This is a genomic window from Aquabacter sp. (assembly GCF_965279295.1).
GTDB lineage: Bacteria > Pseudomonadota > Alphaproteobacteria > Rhizobiales > Xanthobacteraceae > Aquabacter.
In genome coordinates, this window is record NZ_CBDIHQ010000013.1 from 355,359 (window position 1) to 382,323 (window position 26,965).

Here is a 26,965-nt window from a genome sequence, read left to right on the forward strand (position 1 = left end):
CCTGGGGCGGCAGGGCTTTGCAGAAGCCGATTTGCACAAGGGGCGTTAGTGCTTGGCCGAACCCGGTGCTCCGGATATCCTCACAGCGGCCATCCTCGGCGAAGGATGTCATAGGCCTGGAGGTTCGCATAGGCGACGGTCAGGAGAGGCAGCGCGACGCCTGCTTGGCTCCCTCTTCGTAGCAAATCTCCGATAATATGCTCATGCTCGGTGCGGCCGCCCCGCGCCATGTCGCGCATCATGGAAGATGTGCCAGACGACAACTTGTCACTAAGGGTCGCGTGGGATTCCTCTACGAACTCAGGACGTGGCGCATAGCCAGCTTCTGACGCGACAAGGGAGCATTCCTCGAACATCGCGATCGCCAGATCCCAGCCAGCAGCCGTCGCGCAGATCGCGCCGACCGGCGCGCGCATCAAGCATGTGATGCCGGCGTAGGCTGAGAGGAAGGCGAATTTCTCCCACATGTCCTGCATGATCGACGCGCTCAACCGGGGTGAAAAGCCGCCCCGACCAAGGATGCCGTAGAGAGCCTGGGTCCGTGCCAACTGCACTTCGTCGCGTGCGCCAAGGGCAAAAAACTCGAGCGCGTTAAGGTGCTCAATGTGCCCCGCATCATTCAGCACAACGCCGATATGAGCCAGCCCCCCGAGCACTCTCGAACGCCCGAACCGGAGGTCAAGGGCATCAAGATGGCGCAGACCGTTCAGCAGCGGCAAGACGAGGCTGTCGGTTCCAACGGCCGGGGCGATGGCATCCATCGCGCCTTCAAGGTCATATGCTTTGCAAGCGAGGATCACGATGTCGAAAGGTCGATCCGCGCGGGACAACGTGGCTGCATTCAGTTGGACATCACCCTTCGGGCTGCGGATCACAAGCCCGTCTCGCATGATCTGCGCGGCCCGCTTCTCACGCACAAGGAATGTGACATCGCCTCCCGATGCCAGTACCCGACCTCCGTAATAGCCGCCGATACCACCGGCGCCGAGAATAAGTATCCGCATGACCATTTCCGCTTCGCGAAATCCGAGGGCCCTTGCAGCCCCCGGCACCTTAACGCAGCCTCAAAAAATCTACCATAGTAGAAATATCGCCGACAGCGGTGCATGCGTTCGCGTCATGTCGGCGCGAGCCCCTCGACCGGCCTGACTACCGCTCGGATCAGAAGTCCAACGCCGATCAATCCATTGACCGTGGTGCGATGCATCCTGCCCCGCAATCGCTAATTTGATGAGACCCGCCCAAATTCGGCCAAGTCCGCCCGGAGCCTTGGCACCGCGAAATCAATGAAAGCTCGAAGCTTCATCGGCATCACACCATGCGAGGTATGGATGACGTGGACCGGCAGTGGACCCAATTCAAACTCGGTCAAAACATAGCGCAGCTTTCCTGCGGCCACGGCCGAGGCAACGTCGTGCTCAAGGACGACCGTCACGCCAATACCATCAACGGCGGCATCGACGGCTGCGTCGGGTGACGAAACGGTCAACCTCGATGCATTCGCGATCGTAAAAGGCTGTCCGTCACCGGGGTTGCGGAAACGCCAGGGCGATAGGTTGGGGTTGTCAAACATGACGCAAGGATAATCGACAAGATCGTGCGGAGATTTTGGCTCCCCCAACTTCTCCAGCAGACCCTGGCTCGCGACCAGGACCGTGCGCAGGCTGCCGACTCGCGTGGCGACGAGGCTGCTGTCGCGCAGCGGCCCGATCCGGACGGCGACGTCAGCATGGGCATCGACGAGATCGACATTGCTGTCAGATTGCAGGAGCCGAACCTTAATCTCCGGGTAGGAGGCGAGAAATTTGTTGATGACGGGCAAGACGCGAAGTCGGGCGACTTGAACCGGCGTGGTGACGACGAGCTCGCCTCTCGGGGCCATAAACTCGCCGGCAGCGCGGCGCTGCTGCTCATCGACCTGTTCCAATATTTGTTTCGCCGAGGCGATGTAGTCGTTTCCAGCGTCGGTCAGCTGAAGTTTCCGCGTCGTCCTGATCAGCAACTTCGTGCCGACCAGCGCTTCGAGTGCGTTGACGTTTCGCGTTAGTGTCGCGACGGGAACACGCTGTTTTCTGGCAGCGGCGGACAAGCTCCCCTCCTCGATGGAGGACACCAGCATCGCCATAGCTTCTAAACGGTCCAAAGGGACGCCTGCCTTCCCGTGCGCACCATCAGCGCTCCGCCGAAACTTCTTCTAGCGCACCATCCATAAGGCGCGCCACTCCATCTCTCAACTTTTTGGTTAGATGTTGCGCATTTTCAGGACATTCCACAGCAAGCCGGCGAGGTGCAACTTCCGTCTCAGGCGAGGAGGCAATCCAATATGCGATCGGCTCCCGCTTGACTTGAAGTTTCCACCTCTAACCAACAGCAACTGGAGTGATTGAAATGAAGCTGAAAAACAAAGTGGCCTTTATCACCGGCGGCACTTCTGGAATCGGTCTGGAAACGGCGAAGCTCTTCCAAGCCGAGGGCGCCAATGTGGTCCTGGTGGGCTCAAATGAAGAGCGTCTGGCCGAAGCTGGCAAAGCTCTGGATGGCAAGGCTCTGCTGGTGCGGGCCGACATCCGCAAGGTGTCCGACATTGAGCGTGCGGTCGCGGAAGCCCGGGCGAAGTTCGGCCACATCGACGTCGTTTTCGCCAATGCCGGCGCTACGACCGTCGCCCCGCTCGAGGCCGTGAGCGAGGAATATCTCGCCGACAACATCGCCCTCAACTTCACCGGCACGTTCTTCACAATTCAGAAGACCGCGCCCGTCATGGCCGGTGGAGGCAGCATCATCGTCACCACGTCGTTTCTTAACACCATCGGGTTCGCGGGCCTGTCGATCCTCGCCGCGACAAAGGCTGCGACCCGTTCGCTCGTCCGCACCCTGGGCGCGGAACTGGCGCCCCGCGGCATCCGCGTGAACGCTCTCAGCCCGGGGGCCATCGCGACCCCGTTTTACGGGAAGATCGGCCTTCCGGACGCCGCGCTGTCGGAGGTCGCGGCCGGCGTCACGCAGAAGATCGGCCTGAAGCGCTTCGGTGAGGCGGCGGAGATCGCGAAGACCGCGCTCTTTCTGGCCAGTGACGATTCCTCCTACACCACCGGCACGGAGTTGGTCGTCGATGGCGGCCTGACCCAGTTCTAGCCATTCGTGTCGGGCGTCAGGCTCTGACCTCATCCCTACGGCTGTCGTCGCCATGGTCTCTCTATCGAAAGCCACCTCAATCTTATGTCCGCTCCTCGTTTGAAGTCCCCAATAGCGGCCAGTCCGCATCCGGCCCCTGTGCGGTAGGGTCCCTCGACGTTTCTCCCTTGGCCAATCAAGGCCAGGGAGAACTCACATGGGCCATTCTCAATTTGACGATGCCAGCCGCGAGCGTGCAGCTTGGAATGCCGGAAAGCATGTCGGCACCAAGCGTCCGCTCACCCAGAAACAGATCTGGGCAATTCGATTTTTCCTCGATCGCGAAAGACGCATTCGTGACCGTGCGCTGTTCGATCTGGCCATCGACAGCAAGCTGCGCGGCTGCGACCTGGTCAAGATCAGGATCCGTGACGTGGTCGCCGGTCCGGAGATCAGGACGCGCGCGATCGTCGTGCAGCAGAAGACGGGGCGGCCGGTCCAGTTCGAGATCACCAGCGACGTACGAGCGAGCATGCTGGCTTGGCTGGAACGGCGCGGCGGCACCGTTGAGGACTATGCCTTTCCGAGCCGCATCGATCATGCGCACCACATGAGCACAAGGCAGTATGCTCGCTTGGTCGACGAGTGGGTCACCGCGATCGGCCTACGCCAAGAGGAATATGGCACTCACTCGCTCCGTCGCACGAAGGCGTCCATGATCTACAAGGCGACGGGTAACATCCGCGCCATCCAGATCTTGCTCGGTCACTCCAAGATTGAGAACACGGTCCGATATCTTGGTGTCGACGTGGAGGACGCTCTGCTGCTGGCAGAGCGGACGGAAATCTGACGTTGGGCGGCCATCCGCGCTACCTCGGATGGCCGCTTTGACGCGCAGGATATGTTGCCTGGCCGTCGGTCCTGGGGTGGGAAACGGACTGGCAGGTTTCAGGCGATTCCGCGGGGCAAACTGCCTTACTTGGTCCGAGCGTCACCGGGGAGGGTCAGGCGGTAAGCCCCCAAATTTTCGTTGCGCGAATGAGGCTACTCACCCTTGGTCCATCAGTTTCATGACGCCAAGAATGGCAGAGGCGTCTTGAACCAAGGCGGCTCGGGCTGAAATAACCCCGGAGAAAGGGTGTCTTGCTTCGGCTTATAGAGGCGAGTTCCAAGCCGCCAGAGATTATCGATGTTCCGAAGGTAGGTCTCCACCTTAACGTCCGTATCGTTGATGATCCCCACCGTGTCAGTTTGGTGCGGCGACCCAAGCTCTCGATCGAATGTGCCGACCTCGGATGTCCAGCTATCAAATTCGAGGTTAGTCGCAATCTCCCCTATTGCCTCGCGATATTGCTCCAGCTCTGCCTCGTCACCGTGAAAGAAGAACTTCGCGGCGACGATGACGGAAAGGCAGCCCTTTCTTTCGCCAATGAACTGGACCGGGGAAAGCAGGCCAGCCATGTAGATGCGTTCGATAGCCGGAATGACGCGGGTGTCATGATCCTCATCCCAGATCACCGCGAAGTCGTGAATTTGGGGAGTTGCAAGCGGCTTACGAACCACGTCGAGCCATTCGACGCTACGTAGAACGGAATAGTGAGTACCGCGCCCAATGGAACCTACGGGTCCAGTTTCATCATGGAGGCAGGAAAACAAAGTCGAATAGACAGGCAGGCAAGCCATTCTCATCTCCGGGTCGGGGTCAAATGTCGCGGCTATCAACCGCTGCGAGGAAGCTTTCGGCTCCCGCGCCGTTCACGATGCAGAGATAGGGAGGACCAACCGCGTATTCAAGGCACCTCGGTGGCAGGCATCCGTTGAGATACGTGCCTTCCCAGGCAGCGGGTTCGTTCCACAGTCCCCAAGGCGCCGGAGCCAGAATAGTGAACGAGCTGCAGCTTTAGGGAGCCCGTCCACGAAGGTTGACTGGCAGAGATGGGATCGGGTCCAGAACGGCAGCTACACTGCATTCGCTACCGGATAGCGGACAGTCCGCTCCCGGCCCCGAAGCCGTCTGTCAGGAAAGCGCCCCCATCTCGGTCATTGCTCTGTCGACGGACACGGCCCAAAAGGCGACCTCAGCGGAGGGTGGGGCGCGGAATAGAGAACAGGTGCAGCGGGTGATCGACGGGGAAACCTATACATGTGTGATTTAACAAGGTCGGGCGGCCCCTGCGTGCGTGCCGCGTCGCAGCAGTCCGCTCTTCTGCAAAAAGACGTGGCCAAATAACCGGTGCACGCATAACGTTGCGAATAGGTAGTGGGGGAGATCTATTTGCCGGACGCCGCTTCTATTTCAGTCAAGGAAACACTTGCGCTGTTCGAAGGCGAATTCGCAGGGCTGAGCAACGGCGCCGCGCACGGGCAATATGCGTTCTGGCTCGGATCAGGTATATCGCGCGATCGTGTCGTCGGGCTCGACGGCGTCCTGGCAAAGCTCCTCGAATTCCTGCGTGCCCGTTCCACCGCGGCGGCAGCGTGCGGATACCGCTTGGCGCTCGAGAAGATCATCGGGATGGCCGCTCCCTCGGAAGACGAACGTGCGGGCATCGACCTCGCCCAGCCGGTATCGACCTGGCCAAGCCTGAAGAATATTCTCAAGCGCCTTTGGAATCAGTATTCGGCCGTGCTGTCGGTGGAAATACCGGGCGAGAAACTCGATTATTTGCTATGGGTTGGCCTCGACTTTCCCCACACTTTCGGCGCACAGTCCGCCGACGCAGAGCATCTGGCCATCGGCATGCTTGCCCTCGAAGGGGTCGTGACCGAACTCGCCACCGCCAATTGGGACGGCTTGCTCGAAGCGGCGATGCAGGAGCTCGGCTACGACGAGACTTTTTATCGGATCACCGTGACTGGCGAAGACCTCCGCAATCCGGCCGCGGCAGCCATTCTCTACAAGTTTCACGGCTGCGCCCTACGCGCGATCGCCGACGAGACTGGCTATCGCCCGCTGCTCGTCGCGCGTACCGCCCAGATCACCGGCTGGAAGAGCAGCGAGACCTTCAAGATCGTGCGCGATCAGCTTGGCGCCCTCGTTCAGCGCAGCCGAACGCTCATGATCGGCATGTCGGCGCAGGATGAAAACATCAAGCATCTCTTCGCCTCGATGAACGCCCAGAAAGGCTGGAAATGGACCGACCAGCCGACCCCGATCGTGTTTTCCGCGCAGGAACTCGGCGACGATCAGAAGAATGTTCTGATCGGAGCCTATAGTGAGGCCGACTACGAGGCGCACCGCGACGAGATCTGCAAAGCGGCGCGGCTCCAGGCATACGCCAAGCCGTTGCTGCTGGGGCTGCTTCTCCATGTTCTCGCTGCCAAGCTCGAGGTCCTGGCTAGCGATGCGCAGGCAGCCAATCTCGATCAACCGGCGCGGACCGCGATCGCCGAGGGGATAAGGGCTCTCCGCGACCGCGTGGCCGATGCCGGCGATGCCGACCGGCCTGCGCTTGCCCGCGCCATAGCGGCGGGGCTCGCTCGCGCCCGCCACCAATTGCAGAACGGCGTCAGCGCCGCAGGTGTCCAGACCTATTTCCCGCTCGACGGTGAACCGGTGCACCGCATGAAGAACAAGCTGGCCCTGAAAAGTTCAGGCCAGCGAGAAGCTGCCGTGGCCTTGGGCCTGATCGGAATAGAGGAACAGGCGGCGAATTGGGTCAGTTCGATCGACGACCCTGCGGATCCGCGAACCGGCGCCCTGCGGCTCACCTCGCCAAACGCCAGCACACGCATCTTTTTCGCCGCCAATGACGACACCGTCACCAGCCTGCTCGACGCGGGCGCCTTCGACGAGACGGATGACGATGCCGTGGTGATCTGCTCCGGGCGGGTCTCCGAGCGACAGCAGCGCAGTCCGAGTGGCGCCATGCGCAGCGGCGCCCTTGGGCCGCGCTACGTCGCATTCGGTCCGATGCTCGGCGGCGCTGCCGACCTCGACGAACTGCGCGACCGGTTTCGCGGCGAGGTGGGACTATGAGCACGGCGGACCGCGTCCTCGATATTCTCCTTCAAGAAGGTGGCTATCGCCAGCTTCCCAAGCCCTTCAAGATCGGCTCGATCTCCTTCGACTTCACGCATGCGCTCGTCGCGGGTGAACGAGCCAATGACCTCGTCATCGTCATCGAGCTCAAGGGCGATACCGTCGATGACGGGGTGACGCGTAAGGTTATGGCGCTTACGCGCGCTCTGGACGTGATGCGATCGAAACGGCCCGTGACCGCGGTTCTCACCTCCGGGCAACCGCGCGCCGACACCCTCCAGTCGATCAGCAAGGTGTGCCGTGTCCTGCCTGTCGGCGCGCCGACTGGACCTGACGCGATCAGCGCGGTGCGCGACTGGCTCGCCGTCTTGTTGCCGCTGACCCAGCCGCCTGCCGTCGACACGCTGCTCGATTGGGAAGCCGACCTGCGCGCCGCCACGGCGGCGTCCGCCACGGGCGAACTGATGGACGCCGTTATCAGCGCGGCGCCGCGCGGCAAGGAGGCGGTCGAAACGGTGCTTGCTGACGCGATCGCCGGCCCCGTCGATGCCGCCATCGGCGATGAAGGGGACGAGGAATGACTGGTGTTCGGCTGAAGAACCTCGTCGTCGAGAACTTTCGCAGCCTTCGCGGCAAGGTGGTCGTGCCGCTTGACGCCCAGGTGGTGCTGATCCACGGCACCAACGGTATGGGCAAGACGAGCGTGCTTTCCGCACTCGAGCTGGGGCTCACCGGCAAGATCGCGCATCTCGCGGCCGAGGGGCCGAGATACCAGTCATATCTCACCACGCTCGACACCGGCGGCGGCTCGATCTCGTTAACCACGACAGCCCCTCTCATCGACGGAGCGACCACCGCCGGCGCCCTCGCCTTTTCCGACAACACCTTTCTTCCCAATCCCCTGCTCGATGCCGACGAGGCCCGCTTCTTCGCGGAGCGATGCTATCTGCCGCAGGCCACTCTCGGGCGCCTGCTCGAAATCTATGACGACCAGAAAACCGGGACGACGTCGCCGCTGACCTTGTTCGTCAAAGAACTGCTCGGCCTCGATCCGCTCGACGCGTTGGTCGACGGCCTCGATCACGCTTTCAACGTCACGCGCGTACGGAAGCTTGTGCCGGACTATCGTCGCCTTGAGGCGCTCAAATCCTCGCTCGACGACGAGCGCCGCCGCAAGGACCAGGCGATCGACGAAGCGGCAAAGGCCGCTGGCGAACGGCTCACCCGCCTCAACGAAATCCTCTCCTCGATCATCGTCGACGACGCGGTGCTGGTGGTCAAGGAGACCACCGAAATGGGCTATCTCAAGGACAGGCTACAAGCCGCCCGAGACGGCGATCGTCAACTCATGGAGCTCACCCGCACACGCTCGGAATTGCGTGGGCTCCACGAACGATGGCGATCGCTGCCGTCGCAAGAATTAAGCCTCGACCAAGCTGGAAGGGAAAGGGCTGATCGGGCGGCGGGCGAAGTGCTCGCCACATGGCGGGCAGCGGGCGGCGATGCCCTCGAGACCGCGATCAACGCGGTCCGCGCCCATTTCTCCGACGTGCCCTCATTGGATAACGGCCCCGAGCAAGGCAGATCGGAGGCGCAGCGCCGCGCGCAAGCAGAAGCCGTGCGTTGCGAAAGACTGCTGTCGACTCACGCTACGGCGAGCGAAAGGGTCGCGACCTTGAATGCGACCGTGCAACGCGCTTCCACACGAATCGAGGAGCTCAACCGGGACCTTTCCGGTGCGGCTGAAGATGCAAAAACGCTCGCGAACGCACTCGCCGACATCGTTCCCCACATCGACGGCGAGATATGTCCGGTCTGCAGCCGCAACTACGCCGAGGTGAACGCCGGGTCGCTGTCGGCTCATGTCGCCGCCAAGATCGCATCCCTGACCAGCGAAGCCGGCCGTATCCAGTCGCTGGCGACGGCGCGGGCCGAAGAGAGTTCGCGTCTGGCTACCGCCCAGCGCGACCTGCTCAGCGCCGCAAACGGACAGCTTTCTGCCGAAGAGCTCGCCGAGCTCACCGTTCGCCGGGCCCAGATGACGGACCTGGCGCAACGCCTGTCCGACCTTCAGCAAACTGCCGCAGAAGGAAGCAGATTGATTGCCGATGCGGCCGCCGCCCGACAGGCGGTGATGACAGCCCGCCGGCGAGACGAGCAGTCGGTCACACTACTTCCCGAAATCGAGACCATGGTGCAGGCCGTTCTGCAAAATTCGACCAGCAGCTTCGAGAGCATCGATCGCGCGCTCGCCGAGGCCCTTAAGACTGTCGAGGAGCGCGTCACAGAGGCCGAGCGCGTCGCCGCCGTCAGGATTAGGGCCGGCTCGGAGCTCGACCTGCGTATCAACGACATCGCTCAGATAGCCATCCTGCGATCGGAACGCGATGAGACGCTGGCGCGCCTCCAGACCCTCGACACGGCATACAAGAAAATTGACGCTACGCGCGGATACGCGAAGAAGGTCTCCGAAGCCGCCGACAAAGTGCGCTCTGACATCGTCAAGAAGGTGTTCAACACATCACTCAACAGGGTTTGGCGCGATCTGTTCGTCAGGCTGGCCCCATCGGAGCAATTCGTACCCGCGTTTCGGCTTCCCATCGGCAGCGGCGGCAAGGTCGAGGCGGTGCTTGAAACGCTGCATCGCTCCGGCAAGGCGTCCGGCTCACCGGGAGCGATGCTCAGTCAGGGCAATCTCAACACCGCTGCGCTTACCCTTTTCCTCGCGCTTCATCTATCCGTTCCGGTTCGCATGCCTTGGCTGATACTCGACGACCCTGTCCAGTCGATGGACGATGTTCACATCGCGCAGTTCGCCGCGTTGCTCCGCTCGCTTTCAAAGGGCATGGATCGCCAGGTGGTGATCGCCGTGCACGAGCGCGCCCTATTCGACTATTTGACCCTTGAGCTCAGCCCCGCCTTTCCAGGGGATAGCCTGATAGCGGTCGAGATCACACGCAACTTCGATGGCGAAGCGGTCGCGACACCACGCGCATTCACCTTCGAGGACGATCGCGCCATCGCCGCCTAATGCACCAAACCACTAGGGTTGGTTCCACGACAGAACTCAAGCGTTTTACCGTGCGCCAGTTTCAGCCGATTAAGCGAAGATCACCAAACTTCCTAGAAGCAGCCGTTACTAAGGTCGGGAAATGGGTCAGTTTCGGCCTCGCACATTCATCAGCAATATGTCCGATTCTTGTTTGAAGACTCCAATAATGGACAGTCCGCTCCCGGCCCTTGCGCGGTACTGGCCCTTGACGTTTCTCCGTCGGCCAATCAAGGCCAAGGAGAAGTCACATGGGCCATTCCCAGTTTGATGATGCCAGCCGCGAGCGTGCAGCTTGGAATGCGGGAAAGCATGTCGGCACCAAGCGTCCGCTCACCCAGAAACAGATATGGGCCATTCGATTCTTCCTCGATCGCGAAAGACGCATTCGTGACCGTGCGCTGTTCGATCTGGCCATCGACAGCAAGCTTCGCGGCTGCGACCTCGCCAAGATCAGGATCCGTGATGTGGTCGCCGGTCCGGAGATCAGGACTCGCGCGATCGTCGTGCAACAGAAGACGGGGCGGCCGGTCCAGTTCGAGATCACCAGCGACGTACGAGCCAGCATGCTGGCTTGGCTGGAACGGCGCGGCGGCACCGTTGAGGACTATGCCTTTCCGAGCCGCATCGATCATGCGCACCGCATGAGCACAAGGCAGTATGCTCGCCTAGTCGACGAGTGGGTCACCGCGATCGGCCTACGCCAAGAGGAATATGGCACTCACTCGCTCCGTCGCACGAAGGCGTCCATGATCTACAAGGCGACGGGCAACATCCGCACCATCCAGATCCTGCTCGGTCACTCCAAGATTGAGAACACGGTCCGATATCTTGGTGTCGACGTGGAGGACGCTCTGCTGCTGGCAGAGCGGACGGAAATCTGACGTTGGGCGGCCATCCGAGGTAGCGTGGATGGCCGCTTTGACGCGCAGGATATGCTGCCTGCCTGTCGGTCTTTGGGTGGATAACTGACCGGCGGCTTGTAGTAGGCATGTCACTGTAAGCTGCCAGAGCGCTCGCTTCCTTTTTCCCACTGTTGCGTTAGGTTTGGTCATGCTCACCCTCAAACATCCAGAACTGATGTCTTTAGTCCACGGGTATCCTGGCGGGTTGTTGCCTGTCAGGCATCCCGAGAGCGGCAAGCTGTTGCTCGTCATCAAGGCTCAAAAAGAATACATCCTGGCTGCAAAGTTAAACGGTGGTTTCAGCTTCTACCTCGCCCCGCTTATGTCCACCTCAGGGCTTACCGTCGCATTGACGACGGCCTTCTTCGACGATGACGATGAGCCACTGGTCGTTCAGACGGGCATCTTCAATGACCCCGATGGCAAGGACATCCTCGAACTGCTCGCTTACGACGAACTCGATATCCACTTCCTGGACGAGCATAACCGGGAGTGGATGAGCTACCGGGCCACCCTTCGGGACGGCGGTAGCGTGATTGTCCAGCGCACGCCGATCAGCCTGCTAACCTACCCCGAGGAAACTGTGACGGGGATTTACGCCGCCCTGGCGGAGTGGTTCGGTAATAGGACGGCGGCAGACGACGACAGGGCCATAAAGGTGGTCTTCGAAGATGAACTCTTTCCTTCCGACATATTCATCTCGGACCTCCGTCCTGAGGCCCATGACTACCTAGGCAGCGCGGGACATTCGCTTTCCACGCTTGAGCGAGAAGATGCCGGTTATTTCCAAGAACGGGACATAATCCTCAATCTGAAAAGCGCCTTTAGAGGTCCCCAGATTGCTCTGAATCCAGTCCGCAGAGATACGGGTAAGGAACTCGTCGATGTGATGGCGGAAAACTCTACTCATCTGATTCTGATACAGGCCAAGGACAGTCCCAACACCGGGGTTAGCTTGGTCCGCACGCTGGATCGGAAGCGGCGTACCTCACAACACCAGATCGGGAAAGCCGTCAACCAGGCTAAGGGGGCGGCGAAATATGCGCGCGGACACGATATCCTCAAGCTTGCCGTCAAGGACAAAAACCTGGACGTTGACACAGCTGGAAAAAGTATTGTCAGCCTCATAATAGTACAGGAAATGTTCCTGGACCAAGGCGATAAATTCGTCGCTCGATACCGTGAGATGCAATGTATCGTAGATGTTTTCGTCATGCTGGACTACTCGGCTTTCACTCAGTTCTGCTACGAGTTCTCCACTGACCAAGGACTCATGGAAGCCCTGACTGCTTACAGCTCTGATATCGTTAAGAACGGCAAATGGATAGAGCCGCAGGCGTATGTAATCAATCACAGGATAAAGCGATTGGGCGGCTACTCAGGCAGTTCTGCGGAAACCGAGTGGCACCCACGCGATAGGCCAACCGGAAGGAAGGTTTAAAGGCGGCGCCAAGGTCCAACTGCGCAGCGTGCCCACAGCCAAGACCTCCCAGCCGTGCTCGCGGACACTGGCTGCTTTGAGGAATCGTAGGTGAAGCTGCTAATGACCGAGATGGGGTCGGGTGCAGAAGGTCGGCTACACTGCATCGCTACCGATAGCTGACAGTACGGAGACGGCCCCATACCGGGCGTTCAGATACGCACTTGGCAAGGTCTGCTTCTGGCGCTCGCGGATCACGCGATGGCGAAGACAGCCTCCACCGCTGCGGACGAATTCTGGGGAGCTGCGTAACGCCGATGATCGAAGCGGGATAGCTCCTGTGCCGCGACGCAGTGGCTTGTCTCTCCCAGGCTATAACGAACATTCCCAGTCCCAGAGGATGTGGAGGGTAGGCCTCTCGATGTCGTTGCCTACTTCTCGGCGTCAAGTGCCAGCTGAACCGCAGGCCTAGCCATGATCAGCGCGGCGTGCGCTACGATGCTGGGAAACGGCGAGAAATCGAAGCCGGTGAACGCTTCCCATCGCTGGATCACGAAAAGATAGGCGTCGGGGAGAGTGAAAGCCGAACCGGCCAGGAACGCCCGTCCATCAGCGAGTTCCTGCTCGATCAGCGCAAACCTGCGATTCAGGTGGGCTATGGTCGAGGCACGGGCCTCAGGTGTCAGCGCTCGATCGAACAGCCGCTCGAACGGCTTGTGCAACTCGGTGCTGATATAGGCCAAATAGCTGTTGACCCGTGCCCGCTCGATCGTGCCGGAAAGCGGCGCGATAGTGCCAGGCGCGTATCTGTCGGCGAGATACTGCGTAATCGCGGGGCCTTCGGTTAGAACCTCCCCGTCATCAAGCTCCAGCGCGGGTACGTAGCCCTTCGGATTGATCGCCAGGTAGTCGTTTCCAGACTCGGTTCGCTTGGTCACCGGATCGACGCGGTCGAGCGTAAAGGGCAGATCGAGTTCGCGCAGGACGATGTGCGGCGACAAAGAGCATGAGGAGGGAGAGTAGAACAGCTTCATTGGATCTACCTGCTATAGGGAGAGTAGGCGCGGCGACGCGGATCTCCTCAGCCGCTCGGGCCAAGGCTTCCACTCGCGCTCGGTCGATCTGAGACTGCTGCATCCGCTCTGAGCGACGCCTCTGCGATGACGGTCCATCTCAATCTGGCCTTCCTGCAAGGTCGGCGAACACCAGCGCTTGGCGCCATCCGGCAGGGCTCGTCTTCATGGCCTGGCGGAACGCGTCGGCCATCGTCTCTGCCAGCCACGCCGCGTCCAGCCCCCCGAGATCAACCGCCGCCAGCCCCACATCCGCCGCCAGCGCGGCAGCCACCATCTTCGCCTCCGCGTCGTCGCCGGCGAGAAACACCTGTGCTCCTACCTCCGTCAGCCGCTCGGGATTCTCCCTCAGCAATCGCATCACCACAGTATTGAAAGCCTTTACAACGCGCGCCCGAGGTGCGGCTGCCTGCAGCTGCTCGGCGAAGCTTGGTCCCTGGGGACGCGGTGAGGCGTAATCGCCGACCGGACCGGGCTCTCGGTTGTTCGGGTCAAGTACGATCTTCCCGGCGAGCATGTCCGGGTTGGCAGGCATCACGCCGCGCGGCGTCCACAATACAACCTCGCCGAACGCCGCAGCCTGTTCCTGTGTTGTCGCTCTCGCACCGGCAAGCCCCATAACCGCCTCCGCCGCCCGAGCCGGGTCGCGCGAGCCGAAGGCCACTTCGTGACCCACCCGCGCCCAGATGGTCCCTAAGGTCTGTCCCACGGGCCCAATACCCACAATTCCAATGCGCATCATCGTTCTCCTACTTCTGATACTCCGAAGGTAAGGGCGCCGCGCCATGCAGGGGAGGACAACTGATGTTGCGATTGAACCAACCAAATGTATTGAATGAAGCATGGACACTCTGCGCGCCGCCGTTGTCGTTCTCCGTGTTGCCGAGGCCGGCTCCTTCGCCGGGGCCGCGCGCGAGCTCGGCGTGACCCCGGCCGCCGTTGCCCGCCTCGTCGGACGCTTTGAGGCCACGCACGGTGCGCGCCTGTTCCGCCGCTCGACCCGCGCGCTCTCTCTCACACCCGACGGCGAGCGCTTCCTCGCCGAGGTCCGAGGCCCAGCCCTCGCACTCGCCGCTGCCGCCGGCCGTCTCGGCGCACCGGTAGGGGTCGCGGGTACGGTGCGCGTGACCGCCGCCGCCTCCCTCGCTCCGACCCTGCTGCACGCCTTGGCCTCGCTCCTGGAGCTGTACCCCTCCCTGCGCGTGGAGTTGGCCCTCGATGACCACTTGGCCGACCTGGGCGGCGGCCGCTGGGATCTCGCGGTGCGGATTGCGCCCCGTATCGCCGACGCCAGCCTCCTCGCCCGGCGCCTTGCGCCGTTGCCGCTCGTGACCCTTGCCGCGCCCGCCTATCTCGCGAGGCACGGGATGCCTCTAACGCCCGATGATCTCCCAAAGCACCGGCTTGTCGGCCTGCGTCTTCCTGCGACGGGACGGATGATGCCGTGGCTGTTCCGCGCACCGGGCGGCACGCGCCGCATCCAACCCGACTTCGCACTGACCGTGGACGGTTCGGATGCCCTGCGCGCAGCAACAGTGCTTGGGGCCGGGATCGGGCAGGCTGGCTCGGAGGGAACGGCCGCGCTCATCGGCTCGGGCGTTCTCGTGAGGGTACTCGACGCCTACGCACCGCCTCCTTGGGCCGTGTGGATGTTGCGCGCGCCGGGTCCTGCAGGCTCGGCGCTTGCCGCAGTCATGGCCGCGTTCGCCGCGGCGTTTCGGCGGAAGGAGAAATGACGACAAAGGCGATGGGCCGTGCCGGATGGCCGCCTCTCACGGGCTTGGCTGTGTTGTTAAGTTTTTTGGTCCTGACGAACCTGTTGCCCCGTTTGGTCTGTTGATCAAGTTCCGCTTCTGGCGGCTGAGCCGAATGACCGCTCTTGGCGCATCCCCTCACTAACGCGCCGGGATACGCCCGATAGTGGCTTTGCTGACCCCCATGATCCGCGCGATCTGGCGCACGCCCTCACCATCCGCCCTCAGCCGAGCGACGTAGGCTTGCTGGTCGGGCGAAAGCTTCGGCTTGCGCCCGAACTTGATCCCACGGGCCTTTGCCCGCACGCGCCCTTCGCCCGTCCGCGAGCGAATGAGTTCCCGCTCAAATTCTGCCAGCCCCCCCAAGATCGTGAGCATCAAGCGGCCATGAGGGGTCGTTGTATCCGCCCAGGCATCCGAGATGGATCGGAAAGCGGCACCTCGCTCGCTCACTTCGGCGAGAACGTTGAGCAGGTCCCGTGTCGAACGGGCTAGGCGGTCAAGGCGAGCAACAATCAGGACGTCGCCGCCCTTGAGCTTGGCGAGGCATTTGCGAAGTTCGCGCCGCTCGGTCTTTGCACCGCTGGCGGTCTCGGAGAAGATCGTTTGGCATCCGGCTGATTTGAGGTGTTCGATCTGGGCTTCTAAAGACTGACCATCTGTCGATACACGTGCATAGCCGAAAATCATGCGTTACTTATAAGACTAGAATATGAGACACGCAAGTAATTGATATCGTTGAGCCCGGTACGTGTCTCATAATTTTAGAAATATGAGAAATATGCGGATCAATAATCTTCGGTGTTCGAAACATCACGCCTCTCTGAACGTGGATTGCGGAGGACAAGGACCTGTCTGTTAGATATAGAGATGTGACCGGCGATGCGCTTTATTAGGCGAAAATTAAGCTCTTAAAGCGGGCCGTCTTCCAACTGCATAAGGTTCAGGTTTTTTGTTATCTCGGCCCCCGCCTTCTTTAAATCACCCAGGTATTTGGCTGCGGCCTGCGCGGGTGTGAGCAAAGACGCAATGAAAGTGATGTTGATGCATCCGCGTACGCGGCCATTGTCGTAAATGGGAATCGCGATCGAGCCGGTTTCCTGAATAAGTCCGCCGTGGCGCTCGCCGTATCCGACGCTGAGAGTGTGGTTCACGATCTGCTCAATATCCCGGGGATTTTCCGCCTTGTTAGAAGCGGTATCTGGATGACACAGAATCGATGTAATCGCTGCACGTTCCCTAGGGGGACAAAAAGCGAGATAGGCACGGCCTGTTGCGGACCCAAGAATGGGTAGCTTGAGGCCGATGGAAGCGCGATCGATGGTCCAAGGACTATTCTGCCGGGTGGTTTCTCGGAGGTACATTGCACCATTCCAATAGGTCGCGAGGTCAGTCGGCCAGATTATCTGGCGCTGAAGCGACTGGATGATGGGGCTGGCAATATCGGCGACCCAGTGCTCCTCATCGAACCCGATGCTGAGTGAGCGGACTAAATGCGTAAGCTGGTAGCCTGGAGAATGGTCCGCCAGGCGGACATAGCCGAGCGAACAAAGTGCTTCTAGAATGCGGTACAGCGCCGGGCGAGAAATCCCGGTTCGGCTCTGCAGCTCAGAAATCGTATGGGGCCCGGTATAGGAATTCATGCACCTCAAGACCGATAAGCTTCTAGTTACGGCGCGCATGGCGATCTCATCGAGCATTGTGAACATGTAAATCGAGAGTTACTTACTAATAACTATCTATATGTAAATTAAAGCATCAGGTGCGTCTGAAGCGTCATGTCTTGGCGCCGATTGCAACGTTGAGTGGATAGCTGCCCCTCGTCAACACGCGTCCAAAATCGATGTTGCGATGCATCATTATTATGTCGTTAGTTGAAATAAGCGACACGTATCCCTGGCATATCGTCTTTTTGATACCCCGGTCATAGCGATTTATCCACCCTCAGGTTCATTGTCATTGGCGACCCCTCTGATGTACAGCCACCTTTCATTCTGTCCGCCTAGCGGACAGGGCAGCTCTCGGTCCTTGCATCCGGCGCATGACACGATGACGATCCAGAAACACCGGTGCGCCAGCACTGAAAGATATAACGGCCGACAATCAATGGGCCGACGATGGGGAGAGACATGAATAGATTCGCAAATGTCGTGCGGCTAGCGGCAGTGGGAATTGCTACCTTTGCCCTGTCGTTGGGGTCCGTTCATGCGGACGCTCTTATACCGGTCAAGGTCGGATACATCCCATCCGCAAGCGCAGCTCCTCTGATGAGCCCGATTGCTGAGAGCGTCTTCAAGAAGCACGGCCTCAAGCTTGAGTTGGTCCAGGTGAATTCGGGCGCCGCTGCCGTACCGCTACTGCTGAACGGCCAACTCGATTTCACGATCTCGGATCCGGCAGCCGTCCTGCTCGCGGTCAAGCAAGGCGTTCCGGTAGGGATCGCCGCCGGTCTCGTGGTCTGTCCGCCTGAGGCGGCAAAGGACTACACTGCGGTGATCGTCCGGGCTGATAGCCCGATCAAGACTGCAAAGGATCTGTCCGGCAAGACGGTCGGCATCTTCGGCCTGAACGGGCTTGCCCACGTTCTCACTTTGGCAGCCATCGACAATCTGGGCGGCACTTCCGCCGACGTGAAGTTTGCGTCTGTTCCCCTCCCTCAAACGGTGCAGGCTGTCGAGAGCGGCACCGTCGATGCCGGCTTCATCGTCGAGCCGTTCCTGACCCCGGCCGTCGAGGCCGGGAAGGTCCGGATCCTCTTCAACCCCTATGCCGCGGCGCAACCAGGGACGCCGCAGGCCCTGTACATCGCCTCGCGCAATATCGTTAAGACCAAGCCTGAGCTCTTCAACAAGTTCGTCGCCGCCGCCAATGAGCTCAATCAGGCCATGGTCAAAAACCCGGCCGATTTGGTCGCTGGCCTCAAGGCGCTCGGCACTGTCCCTGACGACGTCATGGGCAAAATGCGCATGCCGAACTTTCCAGCCACGGAGAAGGAGGCGCTTGCTGGCCTGCAGGGCGTGATCGACTACATGGTGAAGTACAAGGTTCTCCAGGAGCCGATCGCCATCGACAAGGTCGTCCTGTCGACCGCGAAGCCGTGAGCCCGCGAACTAGGATGGCGCGCTCGGGCATCAACCTGCTGCTGAGGGAGCGATTTGTTCCCGAAACGCTAGCCACCGTGGCGATCCTGATCGCCATGGAAGCCGCGAGCCGGCTCGGCGTGTGGGATCCGCGCACCATTCCCCCCATCAGCCGGATCTTGGCCGAGCTCGCTACTTTGGTTCAGAGCCGCCCATTTTGGGCCGCTATGGGCGAGACCATGTATCAATGGGTGCTCGGCCTGCTGATTTCCATCTGCTGCGGCGTCACCATCGGTATTGTGGTCGCCGCCAGCTCGTTCGGCTTCCGCTCGACCCAGTTCGTCATCGACTTCCTGCGCACTATTCCGCCGGTGATGCTGGTACCGCTGGGTCTCCTGCTGTTCGGGCCCACACTCCCCATGGCCCTCATCCTCATCATTCACGGTTGCACGTGGCTGATCGTGCTCCAGACCATCCAGGGGCTGCGTCAGTTGGAGCCGGGGGTGCAGGATACCGCGCGGTCGTTCCGGCTGAACTGGTGGTGCCGCACCGCATACGTGGTGCTCCCGAGTGCTGCCCCCTTCATTGCCACTGGGGTGCGCATCTCGGCCACCATCAGCCTGCTATTGGCGGTGGGCGCCGAGGTCATCGGGGGCGCGCCGGGCCTCGGCAATGCCATCGCGCTGGCCCAGCAGGGGACGCGTATCGATCGGCTCTACGCCCTCATCACCGTCTGCGCCCTGTTGGGCGTGGTGATCAATGTGTGCTGCCAGATGCTGGAGCGTTCGCTGTTGTCCTGGCACCCCTCACATCGCGAGGCGTCGATATGATGCGGCGTCTGCGACGGGTCGCGGTGGAGCTTTGGCTCCCGATTGTCCTGGTGGCGCTCTGGTGGACCATCAGTGCGTCCTACAATTCTCTGTATTTCCCGTCCCTCCAGACGATCATGGATGCGTTCGCGCGCGCCTGGGTGTTCGGCGGAATCGTCACGCATCTGATACCGACCCTGCTGAACCTCTGGGTGGGGTTGATGATCGGCGTCGCGCTGGGCATTTCGGCGGGTCTCGCCATCGGTTCGATCACCCTGCTGCGGCGGGCACTGTTCCCCACCGTCGAATTCCTGCGCGCGATTCCCGCCGTCGCGCTCGTCCCTCTGTTCATCGTGATCATCGGGATCGGCGCGAAGGTGTCGATCGCCATCGTCGCCATCACCTCGTTCTGGCCGGTGCTTCTGAACACGGTGGATGGTGTGCGCGGCATCGACAAGACGGTTCATGACATCGCCAAGTCATTCAAGATCACGCGCCTAATGGTGCTGCGCGAGATCATACTGCCGGCGGCATCGCCGCAGATCATGGTGGGCATCCGGCTCGCTATTCCGCTTTCGATCAGCCTGCTGGTCTTCGCCGAGATGGTGGCGTCGACGCGCGGCGTCGGTTTCTTCGTGTTCTCCGCGCAGCAAAGCTTCGCGATCGCCGACATGTGGTCGGGAATGGTCCTGCTGGGCGTGGTCGGATACCTGCTGACCGTGGCCTTTCGCATGTTCGAAGGCTGGGTGCTGTGGTGGAGCGTTGAAAGAAACGGGGGCGGCGATGCTGGATCTCAATAGGCAACACAAGCACCTGACATTGCCAAGTATCGGCCGGATGAGCGTCAAAAAGCTGGGCGTGCGCTTCGGCAGCTACACAGTGATCGAAGACCTGTCGTTCGACGTCGAGCCCGGCAAAATCACCTGTATCGTGGGTCCCTCTGGCGCCGGAAAGACGACGCTGATGCGCTGCCTCGGTGGCCTTCTCGCGCCGACGACCGGCCAAATCCTTATCGACGACGTGGCGGTCGAAGGACCACCGCTTCAGCTCGCGCCGGTCTTCCAGGACTACAGCCGCTCCCTGCTGCCCTGGATGAATGTCGAGAAGAACGTGACGCTGCCGCTGCGCAGCCAGGGGATCGGCACCCGGGAATGCCGCGAGCGCGCCACAGAGGCGCTTGACGGCGTCGGGCTGCACGGCGTGGGGCATAAATATCCCTGGCAGCTCTCCGGCGGCATGCAGCAGCGAGTCGCCATCGCCCGCGCGCTCGCCTATGGGCCGGAAATCCTGCTGATGGACGAGCCCTTCGCCTCGGTAGACCCACAGACACGCTCCGACCTCGAAGACCTCGTGCTCAAAGTCCGCGAGCGGTTCGGCGTGACGGTCGTGCTGGTGACCCACGACATGGATGAGGCGATCTACCTCGGCGACACCGTCGTTGTGCTGGGTGGAAAGCCGACGCACGTGGTGGAGGTCATTCCAATCGATCTTCCTGCGCCGCGTGATCAGCTCGTAACGCGCGCTGATCACCGTTTCGCGGATTTGCGCGCGCATATTTTCCGTCTCGTCCGCCCGCCCCGCAATCCTTCCACCTGTCCCTGAGGGATTGCCGTCATCCTCGCCCCACGGCGCGTCACGACCGCATTCGGCCCCAATGCCGGAGCCAGGAAACTCACAGATCACACTTTCATTTTCAGCAAGCAGGAACACTCACATGAGACTCCTCTCCTATCGCACCGCGACTGGCTTCCGCGCCGGGCTCCGTGTCGGCGATTCCATCGTGGACCTGCAGAAGGCGGCTGCCGCGCACGGGTTCGACATCGCGCCGGGCATGCGCGCATTCCTGTCACGCGAGGACTGGCGCCAGATTGCCACGTTGGCGAGCGAGCGCCATCCGCAGAGCGCGACCCTTCCCTATTCGCGCGACGTGATCGGGCCGGTCATCCCCGATCCACAGAAGATCATCTTCGCCGGTGCCAACACGCGGTCTCATATGGCGGAGGCCGCCAAATTCACCAATGCCGCACCGCCTCGCCGGCCGATGGTGACGTCGAAGACGATCAACGCCATCAACGGGCCCTACGACCCCATCGTTCAGCCTGCCGGCACTTCGAAGCTCGATTATGAGGCCGAGTTGTGCGTGATCGTCGGCGCGCGGTCGCGGCGGGTCGCCGAGGGGGAGGTCAAGCACATCATCGCCGGCTACACCGTTTCCAACGACGTTTCGGACCGGGAATACCAATTGTCCGAATGGGAGGAAAATGGGTTCTACCGGACGCACTTTCTCGGCAAATCCTTCGACGGTTTCGCTCCTTGCGGGCCGGAAATGGTGACCCCTGACGAATTCGGCGAATTGGGGCCGCAGATCGTTACGTGCCACGTGAACGGCGTCCTCAAGCAGAACGGCCCTCTGACCGATCTTTATTTTTCGGTGGAGCAGGTTCTCAGCCATCTTTCCATCGGGCTCACGTTAGAGCCCGGCGACATGGTGTTGATGGGGTCTCCGGCCGGGGTGGCCTATTTCGAAGATCCGCAGGGCTGGGCGAAGCCTGGCGATACGGTTCGGTGCGCGATCGAGGGGATCGGCTACATCGAAAATCCCATCATTGAGGATAACGCTGCACCGTTTTCGTTGAAGGAAGCCCGCAAACTCGAATACGCCGGCAAATGAAACGTGAGGTAAAAGCTTCATCTCGTCATCCATCGGCACTCCGGGAGCCTTAGTCTATGAGAAACGGTCAGATCATATTCGATCTCGTGGTCCACATACATAATTTCCTGAACGAGAACTTCGCGACGAAGACGGGGCGTATTGTCCAGCCTTGGAAATACGATCACGTCAAGATGCTCAAGGAGGGGGTGGAGCCCATTCCCTCCTATGAGAAGCTCTACAGCACGCCGCCGAATGCGCAGGATGTCTATAATCGAATCTTCGGCGGCAATTCGCAGATCGACTTCGCGATGGTGCAGGCGGTTCCGCTATTCGACCTGTTCCGAGAAGCCCCTGAGGTCAATATCCGGCGCGTTCACGAACTCGCGCAGATGGACACCGAGCGTTTCATCTTCTGCGGCGCGACTGACCCGCGCATCCGGGGTATCGATCGGGCCGTCGAAGACGTGCGCTATCAAATCCGGGAATTGGGAGCGCGCTCCATCAAGCTCTACACGGCACATCCGTCGGGAAATGCATGGCGCATGGACGATCGTTTCGTGGCCTATCCGATCTATGAAGAAATGCTTCGGAACGGCGTGAACCTTGTGCAGGTCCACAAGGGCGATCCGCAGGGCATGGAGCAACTGGATGATCTTCATCCGCGCGACGTGCATCAGGCCGCGCTCGACTTTCCCGCGATGAACTTCATCGTCCACCACCTCGCCTTCCCTTTCGAGGATGCCGCGATCGATCTCGGCGCTAGGCATCCGAATGTGTACCTGGCGATGTCGACGTGGATCAACATGATCAAGACCGCGCCGATGGAGACCGCGATGCGGATGGGCAAGCTGCTGCGGTGGTGCAGCCCAGAAAAGGTTCTCTGGGGTAGTGAATCGCCCATATGGCCGAGGGCACAGCACCTGCTTGACCTGAGCTGGGACTTCCAGATTCCCGAAGACCTGCGCCGCGGCTGGGGCTTTCCCGAAATCACCGACGAAGACCGACAGCTAATGTTCGGCGGCAACATGATGCGACTGCTAGGTATGGACGAGATGAAGACCAAGGAAGCCGTCAGGGCGCGGACCAGATCAAAAGTGAGCGCTTGATCCATTCGAACAGAGGAAAAGGCCGATGCTTCATCTCGAAGATGTCCGGCAATTCGTCGCCAACCACGTGTCATCGGCCCTGGCGAACCATCTCGGGGGTGTGGAGGTTCTCGAAGTGGTGGATGATCGGATCCGCCTGCGCATGACTCACAGCTGCCGCACCTGCTACTTCCGCCAAGGCTGCATCGACAATCTTGTCATCCCCGAGCTGCACGAGGCTTATGGCAGCGACATAAAAATCGTTGTCAGATAGCGGTTCAGCCTCGGCACGGTGCAGCCAGTTAAATGCCAGTGCATCGTAACCTGCGCGGAGGCTATGGCATCACGGGACCGGCGATGGGTAGAGGTGGCCGGCCTTGTCCTCGTGCGTCAGCGGCCAGGATCCGCGAAGGGCGTCATGTTCATCACAATCGAGGATGAGACCGGGGTCGCAAATCTCGTGGTCTGGCAGCGGGTGTTTGAAGCGCATCGGCGCACCGTGCTCGGCGCCGGCATGATGGGTGTGAAAGGGCGCATCCAACGAGAGGGCGAGGTCACGCACCTCATCGCCCACCACCTCACCGACCTTTCTACGGAGCTAGCGAGCGTAGGTTCGAGGGAGGGGAGCTTTCCCCTCCCTCACGGGCGAGGTGATGAATTTCATCACGGCTCGCCAACCCCGGACCCTCGCGGCACCCCAAGAGGTCCGATCCCGCGAAACATTGTCGACCCCTACGGCCACATCGACGAGATCAGGGTGAAGACCCGCGACTTCCGGTAGTCTTCCGCCGCTATAACGCTTCCGCGGTTGCCTTCGGCTTGCGCCCCCGCTTGACGGGCTCAGGTACAGGCTGGCGACGCTGCTGGCCGAGACCCATGTCTTTCGCGAGCTGCGACCGCGCTGCGGCGTATGCAGGAGCTACCATGGGGTAGTCGGCAGGAAGGCCCCATTTCGTGCGGTATTCCTCCGGTGACATGGAGTAGGCCGTCCGAAGATGGCGCTTCAGCGACTTGAACTTTTTGCCATCTTCGAGGCAGATCAGAAAGTCGGGGGTCACTGATTTGCGCACAGACACGGCAGGGGCCTGGGGTTCGGCAGCAGGCGCAGCAGGCTTCGAAAGGCCCGCGAGGGCGGAGTAAACGCTCGAAATGAGAGCGGTCAGGTCGGCCTTGGAGACGGAGTTGTTGCTCACATACGCGGCGACAATCCCTGCCGACAGTTCAATGGCGTCAGTCGAAATCTTCGCTTCAATATCTTTGTTCATCACGTCACCTAGACATTTTAGACTACGGCCTATGCTGAATTGCGCGGTCGCTGATAGCAACATTATATTGCGAGCGACAACGCGACGGAACTTCGGTTCTAATTGGAACGAGGAAGGGAACTGCGAAGCAGAAAAGTAAAGGTCCGCCGGCCCATATCCATATTAGAGCCCTAAAGCCCCCGGCATTCCAGTCATCGGCCGTTTCCAGATACCGCCGCCTAATCCTTGCAACCCTTCCTTGTGGGCGATACGTTTCGGCGATTCGGGAGGGATAAAATGATCGATTTCGACGTATCGAGTGCCGGCCAACGAACTTATGCAAAAATTATCAGCCTGATGGACGGTGGCTTCCTGGAGGTTACCGGAACCCCGTTGCAAGACTATTCAGATCTCGCAATCGATGAGAGATTCCGAAAGAAGCTAAATCACTATTTGAACGAAATTCGAAACAACAAATCGGCCTCGTCTAAACTGACTTCTGAACTCACGGAGGTTTCTCAAACCCAGCCGATCTTGGCCGAAATGATCAGCGATGGTTTGCTTTCGGAGAAATCGATAGCCTCGGAAAATCGCGAGATTATCTTGCCTCCCGATATCGATGACGTTTCCCCGAATCTGTTCAAATCCGCCTGCTATGCCGAGGCAAAATCTGTGACGGCCAAGGGCGGAATAGACAGTCCTCTCAACGAGTTCCTGCGAGGCGTGATCAACAGGGTCGGTGTCTCCATGGGTTGGAATAGAAGGATGAATATCGGAGCGAATCGGCATTTCCCCCGCATGGCTCAATGGTTGCGTGAGCTTGAGGCCGAAACCCATTGGGAGACTGGAATTGGATTCTGGCTGCTGAATGTCAGCGGAACGGGGCGTGTCCGAGAGTTTCCGATCGATCCTAGTACGTTGAAGATTAGAATTGACCCCGCGCACTTATAATTTGGATACGCTTTAGCCGTAGAGCCGGGCACTAAACCCGCCCGGCTCTACGGCTAGAATTCGACTAACTGAGATTTATTTAGCCATCCTCCTGCCCCGGAGCAGTGTCAGCCGCGCGCGAAGAGCCGGCCGCCTAAGATTCCGATTTCTTTGGGAGAGCAGGAAGTCGGTCGAAATCAACCATCAGGACGCTTGTCCTTTCGTTGTTTAGCCCCCCTATCCTCAGCTGTCGAACGTTGTGTGACGCCGTCTTACCGGGCATTAAGATCCCCCTTTTCTTGAGTTCGCTCAAAACCGCATCCTCATCAGCGGCACCAACGATTTCCTCTAAGCGAGCCCGAAAAACAGCAAGAACTCGGATCCCACCAACAGAACGGCGAACACCAAATACAGTACCTGCGAGCTTGGGCGAGACGGCTTTCGTGGATTCCACCAGCGGGAAAAGCTGCTCGTCCAACGCGGAAGTGGCCAACCAATCGACAAGGTCATCCGTTGCACAGGAGACAGGTCGCACGAGTAACCAAGCGTCCCGATATACCTTGGCGATCGATTCGTGCGCTTCCTTCTTGGACCAGGGCCCAACACCATAATCGGCGGAAAGCGCTGCAGCTGCATATACGACAGCAAATTTGTTTGCAAAGCGAAGCGCATATGGATTTTGAGTCACCACCTCCCTGCGCATGAACCTATTCGTATACTTCTCTAATTTATGCGCAAGCTCGCCGTCGTGAACTAATTCCTTCAGAAATGCACGGATCGGAGTTCCATATTGCTGTTCAATGTCTTTCTCCAATTTCTCGGCGATGGCGCGGTGCTTGGACATATCGGGCTCTCGATCGAAAATGCCCCCTTCCATCTGCTCAGGGACGGGTATGCCAATTAGGCGCACCGTCTCTCCGCCTTTTCGCTCCTTTATCCCATCTAACGGCTTTTCGCCCGACGACATACCAAACATTAGGTATTCGACATTGCGCAGGCCTGGTAGCATCGAGGTCACCGACTTAGACCGTTGCTTGCCCTTTCCCCCTCCAGCAAAGTATGCAAGATCGGATTGATATTGTTCCATTTTTTGCCCACTCAGGCCTAAGCGACCAATCTCATCCAAGATCAGCAGCCCGTCGTTGCTGCGCGCAGCGGATTCTTCCAAATGCCGATTGGTTTGAGAATGGGTATCAATTTGGGGGCGAGAGGCGGCAGACCAGACAGACAGAGCTGCCAATGCACAGGTGGTCTTTCCGGTCGTCGTCTTGCCGTACATATGAAAAATCGCGCCTTCGCTTAGCGCCGACGATCGGAGAAGGGGCCCCGCAAATCCCAGAGCAACCGAGAAAAGAAGATAACTTGATCGAGAGATGGGATGAGACACTGCTTCCCGCCAGCGCTCCAGGCTACCCCGTACATGCTTCTTGACATCCACCATCTCGGAAAAGCGAATATTGGTCTCTTTGCCCACAGAGCCATCCGGTAGGAGGAAGGTATCCGGGTTGTCGCCCTTCCAGCCGATAAGCTGGGTAAGCTCGATTACAGGTCGCCCACTCCAGGCAAACACGGCCTGCAACTCACGCAAAACATCATCCGGCGCCGCATCGATACCGATGGATAAGAGAAAATCGCGTGCAGAGCTCAGTTTCGCCGACCACTCATTGTTCAGGCGCGTCTTTGTCTGGGCGCCCGCCTTGTCCTTTATCTCGACTTCAACGAAGCACTTTCCGCTATCAATGTCTTTGCAGAAGGCCACGGGTTTGAGCCACTTCTTCCAGCTGTGATTCATGTTCGAGATTTCCTAGCTGATGTGAGACGGGGCTGTCTCACTTGGAGGCACAATTTCTCAACTGCGCGACGGCCT

The 26,965-nt window shown here is 60.1% G+C and carries 26 protein-coding genes; 17 read left to right on the forward strand and 9 right to left on the reverse strand.

The features are described 5' to 3' along the window. Nucleotides 1-80: 80 nt before the first annotated feature. Together ADADO0_RS08515 and ADADO0_RS08520 are read right to left on the reverse strand one after the other, a co-directional pair. Entirely contained in the window at nucleotides 81-1,010 is a 930-nt protein-coding gene (locus tag ADADO0_RS08515) for a ketopantoate reductase family protein (protein ID WP_511304690.1), read from the reverse strand. 212 nt (nucleotides 1,011-1,222) lie between these two features. Then, the gene (locus ADADO0_RS08520) at nucleotides 1,223-2,125 is read right to left on the reverse strand and encodes a LysR family transcriptional regulator (protein ID WP_511304691.1); all 903 of its coding nucleotides are present in this window, start codon (nucleotides 2,123-2,125) and stop codon (nucleotides 1,223-1,225) included. A gap of 263 nt (nucleotides 2,126-2,388) precedes the next feature. Here ADADO0_RS08520 and ADADO0_RS08525 point away from each other — a divergent pair, with 263 nt between their 5' ends. Further along, nucleotides 2,389-3,135, forward strand: coding sequence for an SDR family oxidoreductase (locus ADADO0_RS08525; protein WP_511304692.1), 747 nt, complete (start codon nucleotides 2,389-2,391; stop codon nucleotides 3,133-3,135). Between the two features lie 196 nt (nucleotides 3,136-3,331). Then, nucleotides 3,332-3,964, forward strand: coding sequence for a tyrosine-type recombinase/integrase (locus ADADO0_RS08530; RefSeq protein ID WP_511304693.1), 633 nt, complete (start codon nucleotides 3,332-3,334; stop codon nucleotides 3,962-3,964). 218 nt (nucleotides 3,965-4,182) lie between these two features. Here the strand turns inward: ADADO0_RS08530 and ADADO0_RS08535 are convergent, their stop codons facing one another. Continuing rightward, a complete protein-coding gene (locus ADADO0_RS08535) occupies nucleotides 4,183-4,797 on the reverse strand; it encodes a hypothetical protein (RefSeq protein ID WP_511304694.1) in 615 nt (204 codons plus the stop codon). A 592-nt stretch (nucleotides 4,798-5,389) separates the two neighbouring features. Between ADADO0_RS08535 and ADADO0_RS08540 the strand changes: the two genes are divergently transcribed. The 5 genes from ADADO0_RS08540 to ADADO0_RS08560 all read left to right on the forward strand — a co-directional run bounded on the left by ADADO0_RS08540 (nucleotide 5,390) and on the right by ADADO0_RS08560 (nucleotide 12,491). Beyond that, nucleotides 5,390-7,093, forward strand: coding sequence for an SIR2 family protein (locus ADADO0_RS08540; protein WP_511304695.1), 1,704 nt, complete (start codon nucleotides 5,390-5,392; stop codon nucleotides 7,091-7,093). After that, on the forward strand, nucleotides 7,090-7,677 hold the full coding sequence (locus ADADO0_RS08545; RefSeq protein WP_511304696.1) for a hypothetical protein: 588 nt from the start codon (nucleotides 7,090-7,092) through the stop codon (nucleotides 7,675-7,677). Before ADADO0_RS08540 ends, ADADO0_RS08545 begins: the two co-directional genes overlap by 4 nt. Next, entirely contained in the window at nucleotides 7,674-10,127 is a 2,454-nt protein-coding gene (locus ADADO0_RS08550) for an AAA family ATPase (protein WP_511304697.1), read from the forward strand. The genes ADADO0_RS08545 and ADADO0_RS08550 overlap by 4 nt, the downstream gene beginning before the upstream one ends. A 269-nt stretch (nucleotides 10,128-10,396) precedes the next feature. Beyond that, on the forward strand, nucleotides 10,397-11,029 hold the full coding sequence (locus ADADO0_RS08555; RefSeq protein WP_511304698.1) for a tyrosine-type recombinase/integrase: 633 nt from the start codon (nucleotides 10,397-10,399) through the stop codon (nucleotides 11,027-11,029). Nucleotides 11,030-11,198: 169 nt separating this feature from the next. Then, the gene (locus ADADO0_RS08560; protein WP_511304699.1) at nucleotides 11,199-12,491 is read left to right on the forward strand and encodes a DEAD/DEAH box helicase family protein; all 1,293 of its coding nucleotides are present in this window, start codon (nucleotides 11,199-11,201) and stop codon (nucleotides 12,489-12,491) included. Between the two features lie 410 nt (nucleotides 12,492-12,901). Here the strand turns inward: ADADO0_RS08560 and gstA are convergent, their stop codons facing one another. Next, nucleotides 12,902-13,504 carry a glutathione transferase GstA gene (gene gstA / locus ADADO0_RS08565; protein ID WP_511304700.1) on the reverse strand — a complete coding sequence of 201 codons (603 nt, stop codon included), beginning with the start codon at nucleotides 13,502-13,504 and terminating at the stop codon, nucleotides 12,902-12,904. 139 nt (nucleotides 13,505-13,643) lie between these two features. Further along, entirely contained in the window at nucleotides 13,644-14,282 is a 639-nt protein-coding gene (locus ADADO0_RS08570) for an NADPH-dependent F420 reductase (RefSeq protein ID WP_511304701.1), read from the reverse strand. 103 nt (nucleotides 14,283-14,385) lie between these two features. Here ADADO0_RS08570 and ADADO0_RS08575 point away from each other — a divergent pair, with 103 nt between their 5' ends. Further along, entirely contained in the window at nucleotides 14,386-15,279 is an 894-nt protein-coding gene (locus ADADO0_RS08575) for a LysR family transcriptional regulator (RefSeq protein WP_511304702.1), read from the forward strand. Between the two features lie 159 nt (nucleotides 15,280-15,438). On the opposite strand, the gene ADADO0_RS08580 is transcribed toward ADADO0_RS08575, so the two are convergent. Then, the gene (locus ADADO0_RS08580) at nucleotides 15,439-15,987 is read right to left on the reverse strand and encodes a recombinase family protein (protein ID WP_511304703.1); all 549 of its coding nucleotides are present in this window, start codon (nucleotides 15,985-15,987) and stop codon (nucleotides 15,439-15,441) included. Nucleotides 15,988-16,208: 221 nt separating this feature from the next. Continuing rightward, the gene (locus ADADO0_RS08585; protein WP_511304704.1) at nucleotides 16,209-16,997 is read right to left on the reverse strand and encodes an IclR family transcriptional regulator domain-containing protein; all 789 of its coding nucleotides are present in this window, start codon (nucleotides 16,995-16,997) and stop codon (nucleotides 16,209-16,211) included. Between the two features lie 429 nt (nucleotides 16,998-17,426). On the opposite strand from ADADO0_RS08585, the gene ADADO0_RS08590 reads away from it, so the two are divergent. The 8 genes from ADADO0_RS08590 to ADADO0_RS08625 all read left to right on the forward strand — a co-directional run bounded on the left by ADADO0_RS08590 (nucleotide 17,427) and on the right by ADADO0_RS08625 (nucleotide 23,705). Beyond that, the gene (locus tag ADADO0_RS08590; RefSeq protein ID WP_511304705.1) at nucleotides 17,427-18,398 is read left to right on the forward strand and encodes an ABC transporter substrate-binding protein; all 972 of its coding nucleotides are present in this window, start codon (nucleotides 17,427-17,429) and stop codon (nucleotides 18,396-18,398) included. Nucleotides 18,399-18,412: 14 nt separating this feature from the next. Next, on the forward strand, nucleotides 18,413-19,207 hold the full coding sequence (locus ADADO0_RS08595) for an ABC transporter permease (RefSeq protein WP_511304706.1): 795 nt from the start codon (nucleotides 18,413-18,415) through the stop codon (nucleotides 19,205-19,207). After that, a complete protein-coding gene (locus tag ADADO0_RS08600; protein ID WP_511304707.1) occupies nucleotides 19,204-19,986 on the forward strand; it encodes an ABC transporter permease in 783 nt (260 codons plus the stop codon). The genes ADADO0_RS08595 and ADADO0_RS08600 overlap by 4 nt, the downstream gene beginning before the upstream one ends. A 37-nt stretch (nucleotides 19,987-20,023) precedes the next feature. After that, complete coding sequence (locus ADADO0_RS08605) at nucleotides 20,024-20,788, forward strand: ABC transporter ATP-binding protein (RefSeq protein WP_511304709.1); 765 nt, start codon at nucleotides 20,024-20,026, stop codon at nucleotides 20,786-20,788. A gap of 52 nt (nucleotides 20,789-20,840) precedes the next feature. Then, nucleotides 20,841-21,857 (forward strand): fumarylacetoacetate hydrolase family protein, encoded by a 1,017-nt coding sequence (locus ADADO0_RS08610; RefSeq protein ID WP_511304710.1) that lies wholly within the window; start codon nucleotides 20,841-20,843, stop codon nucleotides 21,855-21,857. 56 nt (nucleotides 21,858-21,913) lie between these two features. After that, entirely contained in the window at nucleotides 21,914-22,945 is a 1,032-nt protein-coding gene (locus tag ADADO0_RS08615) for an amidohydrolase family protein (protein ID WP_511304711.1), read from the forward strand. A 25-nt stretch (nucleotides 22,946-22,970) separates the two neighbouring features. Next, a complete protein-coding gene (locus ADADO0_RS08620) occupies nucleotides 22,971-23,198 on the forward strand; it encodes a NifU family protein (protein ID WP_511304712.1) in 228 nt (75 codons plus the stop codon). Between the two features lie 63 nt (nucleotides 23,199-23,261). Further along, nucleotides 23,262-23,705, forward strand: coding sequence for an OB-fold nucleic acid binding domain-containing protein (locus ADADO0_RS08625; protein ID WP_511304713.1), 444 nt, complete (start codon nucleotides 23,262-23,264; stop codon nucleotides 23,703-23,705). Between the two features lie 10 nt (nucleotides 23,706-23,715). Here ADADO0_RS08625 and ADADO0_RS08630 read toward each other — a convergent pair whose 3' ends face one another. Next, nucleotides 23,716-24,189, reverse strand: a complete 474-nt coding sequence (locus tag ADADO0_RS08630) for a Ros/MucR family transcriptional regulator (protein WP_511304714.1) — start codon at nucleotides 24,187-24,189, stop codon at nucleotides 23,716-23,718. A gap of 276 nt (nucleotides 24,190-24,465) precedes the next feature. On the opposite strand from ADADO0_RS08630, the gene ADADO0_RS08635 reads away from it, so the two are divergent. Further along, nucleotides 24,466-25,119: a hypothetical protein gene (locus ADADO0_RS08635; protein ID WP_511304715.1), complete on the forward strand. Its 654-nt coding sequence runs from the start codon at nucleotides 24,466-24,468 to the stop codon at nucleotides 25,117-25,119. 133 nt (nucleotides 25,120-25,252) lie between these two features. Here the strand turns inward: ADADO0_RS08635 and ADADO0_RS08640 are convergent, their stop codons facing one another. Beyond that, a complete protein-coding gene (locus ADADO0_RS08640; RefSeq protein ID WP_511304716.1) occupies nucleotides 25,253-26,890 on the reverse strand; it encodes a DUF927 domain-containing protein in 1,638 nt (545 codons plus the stop codon). Nucleotides 26,891-26,965: the final 75 nt, after the last annotated feature.